Below are 9,564 nucleotides of genomic sequence, written 5' to 3'. Positions count from 1 at the left end.
TCATTGAAGCTATTTAAGGCACTGCTTTTACGCAGTGCTTTTTTTTAAAACCAATGAATTAAAAGTATATTTTTTCTATACATACACTACAAAAGACTAACTTATTGTCATTAAAAGTTTTCTCGAAATACACTATAATTCACATATAGTTATTCTCGCGGCTTTCAAATGAAATATACCATCCTTTCATCATCTATTTTCCTGGCCTTTTCTGGCTTCGCCATGGCGCAGAGTACACCTTCAGAATTTGCAGAAATGAGCTTTCAAGATTTACTTAATGTAGATATAACTGAAACAGATATCGATACCTCCCCCCGCAAATGGTCGGTGTCTTTGCAATATAAAGCCGCCGAATTTGATGGATACATGATTGACGACAGTGATGTATCTCGAGACGAAGTACTTTTTGTACCCGGTGAAGAAGCGCGAACTGATGAAAATTTTCCTGTACTTCCAACTGTCATAAATCAGTATGCAAAAGTTATTCAAATAGGTTATCAGCTTCAACATGATTTCAAGCTAGGGCTACAGATTCCGTTGATAAGGCAAGAAACTGACCATATCAGCGTAGTGCCAGGTTACGATGAATTTCTAATTTCTTCTGAAGGATTGGGAGACGTGGTAGTTACAGGTCACTATGAATACCTATCGAACGAGCAGTACAGCGTATGGATAAGTGGTGGCATCAGTTTTCCTACTGGCTCTATTGATGAGCAGGGAGACACGCCCCGAGCCGCTGGTAATCAGCAACTTCCTTACACGATGCAATTGGGGTCCGGCACTTTCGACTTACCTTTAGAAATTGGTTATCGTAATAAAGGGGATTATCCTTTCTCTGTTTCACTATCGGCAAGAATACGTACCGGTTCCAACGACCGTGATTATCGCTTAGGTAATAATTATGAACTAAATGGTAAGTACAATTTTGTTTTAAACGAAACAAGCACCCTCTTCACCGGCGCCGAGATAAGTTACGCAGATTCTATTCATGGGCAAGACGACGAAATTACCGTAGGTGGTGCTTTCCCCTACCCGGCTGGCATAACTAATCCTGATTTATACGGTGGGACAAAAGTAAGGTTATACGCTGGACTGAACTATACGGCTACTGACTGGTTACAAATTCAGATAAATGGGAGTAAACCTGTATATCAGAACCTGAATGGCCCTCAGCCTAAAGAGTTGTGGCGATTTGGCTTTCAACTATCAACCTTGTTCTAAGCTAAAAACGTGACGGCAAAATTGACTCGTTTTTTACAAAAGCTCTCGTGGTTGCTTTTATTGCAGTGTCTTCTTGTTCCCGCAGCATTAGCTGAGCTTCAAAAAGTAGACAAGTTGAAAGCTGCCTATATGTATAACTTTACTAAATTCATCACATGGCCCAAAGAAAACGCTGTTCCCATCTCCTTTTGTATTCATAACGATCAGGAATTAATGACTTTCCTGAAAGCACTAGTGGAATCTAGAGAGCCAAATAGTAAGTCATTGCTTGTTTTAGACAGCGTTGATGCCCAGTCTTGTGATATACTGTATTTGACTGAAAGCGATGATCTTTTAGAGCAGCACCTAAGCCATAGTGTAATCATATCTGATATTAATAACGTATTGGCGCTCCCTGTTGTCTTCAGGTTTTATGAAGAAAATCAGAAATTGCGTTTTGAAATTGATGTAGCCGAGGCTGAGCGGTTAAATGTAAAAATAAGTGCCAAACTTCTTCGAGTCGCGAGGATCAAGTGATGTTTAAACACTCCTCGTTCTTTACCAAACAACTTCTAGCTGTCCTAGTCGTTAATTTCTTCTCGTTGTGTTTGGTAGCGGGTTTGCTTTACAACAACTTCGTCGCCGATTACAAAAGCAACTTGGTAGATGTACTAGACAATCAATCTACCCTTCTTGCGTCAGCAGCAAGTACATCAGTTCTATTTAGTGATGTCGACACCACGCAAGAATTGCTTGATGCCGCGTCTAAACTTCCCGCGATAAAAAGCGCAAAAGTTTATGACGACGCCGATACCGTCATTGCAAGCTACACTATGGATGACTTTCGGGATGATGTATCTCCCTCAACCGTTAAAGAAGGCGCAACTTTCGGTAAACACCTGATTTATTACCTTAAGCCCATAGAGTTCAACGATGAAGTAATTGGTTATCTCATACTTACCGCAAGCACCACTTCGCTAGAGGAACAACAGCAGCACGCTATGTATGTCGTATTTGGTGTGCTCACTATAAGCATGCTATTTACTTACCTTTTTCACTGGCGACTTCAAAGGTTTCTATCAAAACCCATTCAACAGCTTATTTCTCTTGTTAAGTTTGTAGGAAGCAAACGTGAATACTCTAAACGCCTTCCTGACAAGAGAGATGATGAACTTGGTGAACTGTTTGGAGGTGTTAACCACATACTGGCCACTGTAGAAAGCCATCAAGCTCAGACTGAAAGCCCAGAACACAGAATTAGAGCGTGTAGTAGAACTGCGCACTAGGCAGCTATATCAAAAAGCGAACTACGATGCCCTTACGCAACTTCCAAACAGACATTTGTTTGTAGAAAAATTAGATGAAGCCGTAAACAAAGCTAATGTCCAAAATACTGCCCTTTCTATTTTATTTCTCGACCTAGATAGGTTCAAACTCATTAACGACACGCTAGGTCATGATATCGGCGATGAAGTCCTGATTATTGTTGCGAAAAAGCTAACAGCAATAGTTACAGAAAAAGATTGTGTCTGTCGCTGGGGCGGTGATGAGTTTGTAATCATGCTAGAGGGTGTTGCCGAACATAATGAGCTTGTTGCTTTATCTTCTGAAATTATCGAAAGCCTTAGCCAGCCTATGGCGATAGGTAGCAACCAGCTTCACATTTCAACCAGTATTGGTATTGCACTGCATCAAAGAAATTTAGAAACGGGAATAGAAATATTAAAACATGCAGATACAAGCATGTATCACGCTAAAGAGAAAGGCCCTGGGCACTATAGCTTTTTTAATATTGAAATGCTTGAAGAGTCTTTGGTGCGTCTATCTTTAGAAAGTCGAATTCGACAGGCCATTAAACTTGAAGGGGCATTCTCGCTAGTCTATCAGCCCCAGGTTTGTATACGCAGCGATAAAATTATCGGTCTAGAGTCGCTGATACGCTGGAATGACGAGGGCACTGAAATCCCGCCGTCCCAGTTTATACCAGTTGCTGAGGAAGCAGGTTTAATTAACCCTATTACTACTTGGGTACTTTCTGAGGTGTGTAGGCAGATTCGAAACTGGCTAGATGAAGGGCTAAATTTGGTGCCAGTGGCGGTTAATTTGCCTGCAAGCTTTTTGATACAGCTAGACTGTGCAGAGCAAATTAAGGAGGTATTAAGTAAGTATCAAGTCCCACCACATTTACTGGAAGTTGAGCTAACCGAAAATACGTTTATTAGCTCTACGGACTTTGCATTAACCTCTCTTAAAAAGCTGAAAAAAATTGGCCTTAACATTTCCATCGATGATTTTGGTACTGGCTACTCTTGCCTTAGCTACATAGGCACGCTTCCTATCGACAAGCTTAAAATTGATGGTAGTTTCGTTTCTCAGTTAGGGCAATCAAGCTCTAATGACGGTATTGTTAACACCATCATAATGCTTGCAAAAAGTTTAGAATTGACCACTTTGGGCGAGTGTGTAGAAACTAAAGAGCAGCAGCAGACCCTTGCTAAAATGGGCTGTGACTCGGTCCAAGGCTATCTGCACTATAAACCGCTTAAAACCAGTGAGATAGCGCCCTTGATGCGATAAAACCTATAGATACTATCCGTACCTGAGTAATAGTTATCGAAGCTATCCTCGACTATTACCTAAAAAGCTTTCAGAAATGCAATATTCTTTTAATTTCAAAATTACAGGCTATAAAATGAAGGCTTACAGGTAGTAAGCCTCTTAATCGCTTTTAAAGCTTATTCACGCTAACCCTATGAAGGTTGAAGCGTTTGCATAGGTTCGATATCAGTTGTGTTGTTTTTGATAAACGACTCAATATCTTTGACTTCTTCTTTACTAAAGCCTAGGCGAGCTCTGATACCCGTTGTTCCGTCAGCATTTTCAATTACAACAAAGTCGTTAACCCCAAGCGTACGTGAAAACACGGTGTGAACTTGCTTGTTGTTGATATCTACGATCTTAACTTTGGTCGACGTTCTGTAAATTGCCATTGGACCAGACTGAGTTTGAACCCAGTTGATTGACCAATAATAGTGGCTGTAGTTTGGCAAACCTAACTTAGTGTAAAGAGACTCTTTAAAATCAACATTTTCACACTTATTGATAGCTGCATTTTGGCGTCTGCAGTTGGAGTGCTCTGCGATTTCTTTGCCGCCTAACCCGACGTCCATAGGTACAGTAGTATTGCCATCGATACTTACGAGTACATAGTCGTCGAACTTATTTAGTCCGAAGGTATTGCCCAACTCTTTAAATGAGTCAAACAAACCACCTACTTTATCGTTTTCGTTACGAGGGTCTTTTTCTAGAAGAATAAAACCGGTAGATGCAGCATCGCCTTTTTGATGCTCGGCAATGTGGTAGTTATCTAGCAGAGTGATATTTTTAACGCTATCCCCATCAATAAAATAACGGAAAGCTGAACCAGAGCGCCCTACAATAAAACCATCTGACGTAGGTATAACACTATTGCCTGTCGCTTTTTTCCCTGTCACCGTTCGCACTTCAAACTGGCCGCCACGCTTCCACACAGTACCTATTTTTATAGGCGCTTCCGCAGAGTGGGCTTTGTGATACTTAAGCGTAAAAGACCCGTCAAAATTCTCTACGGCATAGGTGAATTCGCCGGTAAACCTATTCCCACCAAAGTTCGCAACCTGCCCTTCGAAGTCGTTAAACATCTGACCATCTATCATGATGCCATCTTTTTTGCGATAAAAAATAGCAGGGCCGCCCGTAGCATCTACTTTCTGCTTTTGTTCAGAAAGTTCTGCTGCGCTTAGTACGATTTCTGGCTGAGCAACAGGTGCTGCTTGTTGCTGCGCAGGAGCTTGAATTGGCATACCCTGCAGCTTAGCTAAAAACGCTTTTTGCATTTGATTAGCCATAGCTTGTTGTTCAGGGGTGGGAGGTGTGCTTCCACAAGCACTGATAAGCGCGGCGGCGACTAATGATGGAACTAATAGTTTTGCTTTCATGTTTATTCTCTACTTGTGCTTCTAGCCAATTATTTTGTACTGAAGCTTTTTTATGAAAACAAAGGAATGTAGAGGAAGTGATGCAGTGCCAGTGCTACCCTGCACTGTACATGTTCGAACTTTTTGCCTCGCATTCCTTTGCTTAGACTATTAGAAGATATCTAGACTATAAATTCAATCTAGAAATTACGCAAAACGCCTACATTTTAACCACTTAGCATCAGCAATATTCATTGCGCCTTGGTTTTACAGGTTTGCAATATCATTTAAAGCTGGCCATTCATTTTCATTAAGTAAGCCTTTTTCTATAAGCTTGTGTCGACGTTCCTCAATGGCCAATTTCAATTCATCTCTAACTAATCTGACTGCTGGGGTGATCAAATGTCGGCTGGGTAACATTATCCACATTTCAGTTAATGGAACCTGAAACTGATGCAACACACGCTTTAATCTACCGCTTAATAAATCTTCAGCCACGTCAATGGCTGACTTCTTGGCAATACCCATACCGTCAACGCACCATCGTCTAACAATGTCTCCGTCATTCACGGCGCGATTGCTGCGCACTTTTACCTTAATTTTTTCGTTCTCGTTCACCAATTCCCATGTGTTATGGGTTTGATCGTAAAGTTTATAGAGCAACGCATTATGCTGAATAAGGTCGTTTGCTGTGAGTGGTTCACCGCACTTTTCAATATATTCGGGAGATGCGCAGATAACATGTGGAATGTTGCACACTTTAAAACCATACATTTGTGACTCTTTTACTGCTTCTTTAGTCATTGCGCGAAGCGCAACGTCAACGCCGTCGCGATAAAAATCTACTCGGCTATCGCTTACATGCAGTCGCAACGAGAGTTCGGGGTTTTTACCTTGTACTTTATTCAGTAGTTTGCGCATTAAATTGCGCCCCATCTCTGAAGACATCGCCATGCGAAGCTCCCCATTAACACTTCGCCTTTCCTCTGTAATGAGTGATAAACCCTGCTGGAGCGTGTCTAGCGCCTGTTGAGCCATAGGTAAGTATTGTTCCCCTTCGTGGGATAATCTAATTTTGCGTGTACTCCTTACAAATAGCGCTACGCCAAGCTGCTCTTCTAAACGTTTAATAGCCATGCTTGCAGCAGATGAACTGATATCAAGCTTCTTAGCCGCTGCCGTTATCGAATTGACTTCAGCGACTCTCACAAACACAGAAAGGTCTTCGGTTTTCATTCTTTCCTCACAGGTTTAGCCCACATATGCCTTTTTAAACTTAAAAAGAAAAGGGAAATGGATCACTTTTATTATCCACGTTTTCGGGAAAGTCCTTATCGATTTTGGTCGTTTATTATCCGTTAACCACCGAATAAACTGTCATTCATTCGTTAATGACGTTAGTAGTAAGGATAAACAGGAGCTTTATATGAAACATACTGCATGGCAAAAACTAACCATGGCCTCGCTAATTGTAGGCGCTTGTGCTGCTTTTTTACCCAGCGCCTATGCTGAAACCAAGGTGATAACTGCAGAAAATGTTGAGTGGGGCTATTTGAATCCGGCACGGGGTGACAAAAGCCCGGGGGCGGCCGACCTGTGGGGAGATAGAACCAAAGACACAGCTACCGGTATGCTAGTGCGATTTAACAAAGGCTTTGAATCGCCGCCACACATTCACAATATCACCTATCGCGGTATTGTTATTGAAGGTGAAATGCATAATGACGACCCAGATGCCGCTAAAATGTGGATGCCAACAGGTTCGTTTTGGACACAACCTGCAGGCGAAGATCACACTACCGCAGCAAATGACAAGACTAACCTCATTTACTTGGAAATTGATGAAGGTCCGTATTTAGTTAAACCGTCAAAAGAACATTTCGACAATGGTGAACGACCTATCAATATTCATGCAGATAATATGGTATGGCTGCAAGAGAGTGATCTGGTCAACATTGCGGCTGATGGCGTATCCGCCTCCTATCTATGGGGCGATACCAATAGTGTTTACGGTACTTTAGTTAAACTGCCAAGCGGCTTTGAAGGCTCAATAACATCTAACGGTGATGAATTTAAGGCCGTAGTAATAAAGGGTAGCCTAAACTATAAGCAAGATAGTAAGGCTAAAGCACTTGCCCTTGATGCGGGAAGCTATATTGAATCATCTACGCCAGCAACACACGAAGTCCGTAACGCGAGTGATGCTGACGCCATCGTTTATGTCAGAAGCTCATCTAAGTATCAAGTAAAGAACTGAAGTACACGGCAATAATCAGGAGGGCTGCACTTAATGTGCAGCACCACCAAACTATCGCAATACTGGTGATTTCGATACTCGTCAAGGCCAGGTATAAGGATGCAATATGTAGCGTCCAGCCTAAAAACTTGGTAAAGGATGAAGAGGGTAATATTCGTAACACCCGCGCTAATATCCTACTCTTGCCTGCCTGCTTCGCGTGTTTATTCATTGCTAACATCAAACACAAGAAGCCTAACAGTTGTAGTGTAAAAACCAGCGTTATCATTCCTCCCCCTTTTTTACACGCGTGCTTGCTTTTGTACCTTTTGTGGCTATTTCCGCATTGGTAATACGTAAACCTATCTTCTTTGTAGCCCAATACAAAATAATACCTGAAGCCAAAAATGCAGGAATAAAGCTTAAATAAACGCTATCTAAATACTCGATACTGCTTGCTATTCGGTCTCTAAATAGCACGAACTCTATAGCAAAGGTAACAAAACAAAGCCCACTTGCTAGCGCAAATTGCTCTTTCCAAGCAACAGCAGCTTTTGCTCGCCAAAATGCGTGCACCGCACTTAATGCCCACACCGTGAAAAATGTGTTTACTTCTAATTGGGCGCGACCTGCAACATCGTGCCCTATCAACTTGTTAGCAACAAAAAACGATAGGCTGGCTAATATTAAGCCAGCAACAGCTGTCACATTGCCTTTTTCCACAAGCGCCAAAGTAAACTGATTTTGCTTAGCACTTTTTTTCCGCTGAGTGACCCAAATAACATTGCCAGTGGCAATAAGGGCGCTGCCTAAAATGCCTAAACCAAATAGCAACCATCGCATGCCAGTAGGGGCAAAGTTAGCCTGATGAAGCCCGTATAGAATACGTCTTATTTGAGCTGGAATGGTTTCGTCATCGTAGCCTTTAAGCGATTTACCTGTATAGGTTTCAAATACTAAACGGTCTGCACGGTTTGATACTGTTGTGGCCTTGCTGCGTTCTACGATGATGCGGCTATTTTTATACCCTACACCTTCAACGGTAATTCTTGCTATTGGGTTGGGCTCGCGCCACTGGTTAGCAATTTTTTCTAGTATAGGCGCAGAGGCCGGTGCAGGAAGCGACACATTTAACAAATGATCGTTACCAATGACTTTTTCATCTAGCTGCAGGCTTGGCAGTGAAGGAATAATCTGGTTGTTTACGCCTCGTTCTCCCCGCTCAAAGTTAACGTTAGCGGTATAGGGCAAATACATAATCGCGTAGATGAAAATGCCGCTTAGGCAAATCATAATACAAAAGGGAATAGTGAGAATACCGGCTAAAGCATGAAAGTCAGTGGTCCACTTTTTTAGCTTTTGAGAGCGAAGCGTGAAAAAGTCCTTAAAAAACCTGCGGTGTGTATAAATTCCAGTAAAAATAGCAAGCAACATTGCCATTGCGGCTATTCCCGCAATGTATCGCCCGCCATAGCCTCGAAGTTGCAATGTGTAGTGGAAATTTCTAAAAAACAAGCCGCCTTTTGTTTCTGTTTCATTTTCTCTTACAGCGAGTTGATTATTGAAGGTCACGCTTTGCCTTTGCTTACCCTCACGCCATTGCACACTCCAAAGTGCAGAACGCTCTGAAGGCAAGGCTATCCGCCACTGTTCAGCTTCACCTGCATGTTCATTTAAATAAGTAAAAGAATGGGCGAGCATCGATTGCTGACTTTGAGAAATGCTTCCTCGTTCAGGCATCAGATAGCGCGTTATTTCCGGTGTAAAATAGCTTAACGTACCAGTGAAAAATATGGCAAAAAGCAACCAGCCGAGTATCACACCTAAATAGGTATGCAGCCAAATCATACTCTTTCTGAATGTAGCTTTCATAATGGGCTGCTTAAAGGTGAAACTAACGGTAGCGCTAAGAAGAGAATGGCAGAAAAAGCAATTAAAAGCGCGCACCACTTCTTCGTATTCTTAATAGCAAAGCTTGCGATAAATACAGCAAAAAATACAAAGTAGCTAGCCATACTGCCACTTAGTATTGCCACGCCCTCTTGCTGGTTTAATGTATTGAAAAATATAAAAGCGAAGTAAAAGCTTATTAGCGCAGAAACGGCATAGCCGCCCAAGATGGCGGCTATGCTACGCAGCGCAACGTCTACGTTGTTATTCAATGTGCTTACT

General features: G+C 42.1%; 10 protein-coding genes. 5 read left to right on the top strand and 5 right to left on the bottom strand.

Going from position 1 to position 9,564, the window contains the following annotated elements:
• Window positions 1-168: 168 nt before the first annotated feature.
• Genes ACYX4W_RS12055 through ACYX4W_RS12040 form a run of 4 tightly spaced genes read left to right on the top strand, consistent with a single transcriptional unit; the run spans window position 169 to window position 3,777 of the window.
• Window positions 169-1,221 carry a hypothetical protein gene (locus ACYX4W_RS12055; RefSeq protein WP_476073355.1) on the top strand — a complete coding sequence of 351 codons (1,053 nt, stop codon included), beginning with the start codon at window positions 169-171 and terminating at the stop codon, window positions 1,219-1,221.
• Between the two features lie 9 nt (window positions 1,222-1,230).
• Entirely contained in the window at window positions 1,231-1,737 is a 507-nt protein-coding gene (locus ACYX4W_RS12050) for a YfiR family protein (protein ID WP_476073354.1), read from the top strand.
• On the top strand, window positions 1,737-2,486 hold the full coding sequence (locus ACYX4W_RS12045; protein ID WP_476073353.1) for a CHASE sensor domain-containing protein: 750 nt from the start codon (window positions 1,737-1,739) through the stop codon (window positions 2,484-2,486). The genes ACYX4W_RS12050 and ACYX4W_RS12045 overlap by 1 nt, the downstream gene beginning before the upstream one ends.
• Window positions 2,425-3,777, top strand: a complete 1,353-nt coding sequence (locus tag ACYX4W_RS12040) for a putative bifunctional diguanylate cyclase/phosphodiesterase (RefSeq protein WP_476075470.1) — start codon at window positions 2,425-2,427, stop codon at window positions 3,775-3,777. The genes ACYX4W_RS12045 and ACYX4W_RS12040 overlap by 62 nt, the downstream gene beginning before the upstream one ends.
• A gap of 173 nt (window positions 3,778-3,950) precedes the next feature.
• On the opposite strand, the gene ACYX4W_RS12035 is transcribed toward ACYX4W_RS12040, so the two are convergent.
• Window positions 3,951-5,177 (bottom strand): hypothetical protein, encoded by a 1,227-nt coding sequence (locus ACYX4W_RS12035; RefSeq protein ID WP_474856186.1) that lies wholly within the window; start codon window positions 5,175-5,177, stop codon window positions 3,951-3,953.
• Window positions 5,178-5,423: 246 nt separating this feature from the next.
• Window positions 5,424-6,392, bottom strand: coding sequence for a LysR family transcriptional regulator (locus tag ACYX4W_RS12030; protein ID WP_476073352.1), 969 nt, complete (start codon window positions 6,390-6,392; stop codon window positions 5,424-5,426).
• A gap of 190 nt (window positions 6,393-6,582) precedes the next feature.
• Between ACYX4W_RS12030 and ACYX4W_RS12025 the strand changes: the two genes are divergently transcribed.
• Entirely contained in the window at window positions 6,583-7,413 is an 831-nt protein-coding gene (locus ACYX4W_RS12025; RefSeq protein WP_476073351.1) for a DUF4437 domain-containing protein, read from the top strand.
• Here the strand turns inward: ACYX4W_RS12025 and ACYX4W_RS12020 are convergent.
• The 3 genes from ACYX4W_RS12020 to ACYX4W_RS12010 are packed head-to-tail and all read right to left on the bottom strand — an operon-like array spanning window position 7,391 to window position 9,554.
• The gene (locus ACYX4W_RS12020; protein ID WP_476073350.1) at window positions 7,391-7,681 is read right to left on the bottom strand and encodes a DUF3325 family protein; all 291 of its coding nucleotides are present in this window, start codon (window positions 7,679-7,681) and stop codon (window positions 7,391-7,393) included. The genes ACYX4W_RS12025 and ACYX4W_RS12020 overlap by 23 nt on opposite strands.
• Entirely contained in the window at window positions 7,678-9,264 is a 1,587-nt protein-coding gene (locus tag ACYX4W_RS12015) for a PepSY-associated TM helix domain-containing protein (RefSeq protein WP_476073349.1), read from the bottom strand. The genes ACYX4W_RS12020 and ACYX4W_RS12015 overlap by 4 nt, the downstream gene beginning before the upstream one ends.
• A complete protein-coding gene (locus ACYX4W_RS12010; RefSeq protein ID WP_476073348.1) occupies window positions 9,261-9,554 on the bottom strand; it encodes a hypothetical protein in 294 nt (97 codons plus the stop codon). The genes ACYX4W_RS12015 and ACYX4W_RS12010 overlap by 4 nt, the downstream gene beginning before the upstream one ends.
• Window positions 9,555-9,564 lie beyond the last annotated feature (10 nt).

It is taken from the genome of Alteromonas sp. ABH4_454 (genome assembly GCF_056311775.1).
The sequence above is the reverse complement of the archived record's forward strand: the minus strand, read 5'-3'. Positions and strand labels throughout refer to the sequence as shown.

What these genes read in the sequence shown, in the direction of transcription:
- ACYX4W_RS12055 (WP_476073355.1), top strand. Translation starts at nt 169, where the DNA reads ATGAAATATACCATCCTTTCATCATCTATTTTCCTGGCCTTTTCTGGC.
- ACYX4W_RS12045 (WP_476073353.1), top strand. Translation starts at nt 1,737, where the DNA reads ATGTTTAAACACTCCTCGTTCTTTACCAAACAACTTCTAGCTGTCCTA.
- ACYX4W_RS12035 (WP_474856186.1), bottom strand. Translation starts at nt 5,177, where the DNA reads ATGAAAGCAAAACTATTAGTTCCATCATTAGTCGCCGCCGCGCTTATC.
- ACYX4W_RS12030 (WP_476073352.1), bottom strand. Translation starts at nt 6,392, where the DNA reads ATGAAAACCGAAGACCTTTCTGTGTTTGTGAGAGTCGCTGAAGTCAAT.
- ACYX4W_RS12025 (WP_476073351.1), top strand. Translation starts at nt 6,583, where the DNA reads ATGAAACATACTGCATGGCAAAAACTAACCATGGCCTCGCTAATTGTA.
- ACYX4W_RS12020 (WP_476073350.1), bottom strand. Translation starts at nt 7,681, where the DNA reads ATGATAACGCTGGTTTTTACACTACAACTGTTAGGCTTCTTGTGTTTG.
- ACYX4W_RS12015 (WP_476073349.1), bottom strand. Translation starts at nt 9,264, where the DNA reads ATGAAAGCTACATTCAGAAAGAGTATGATTTGGCTGCATACCTATTTA.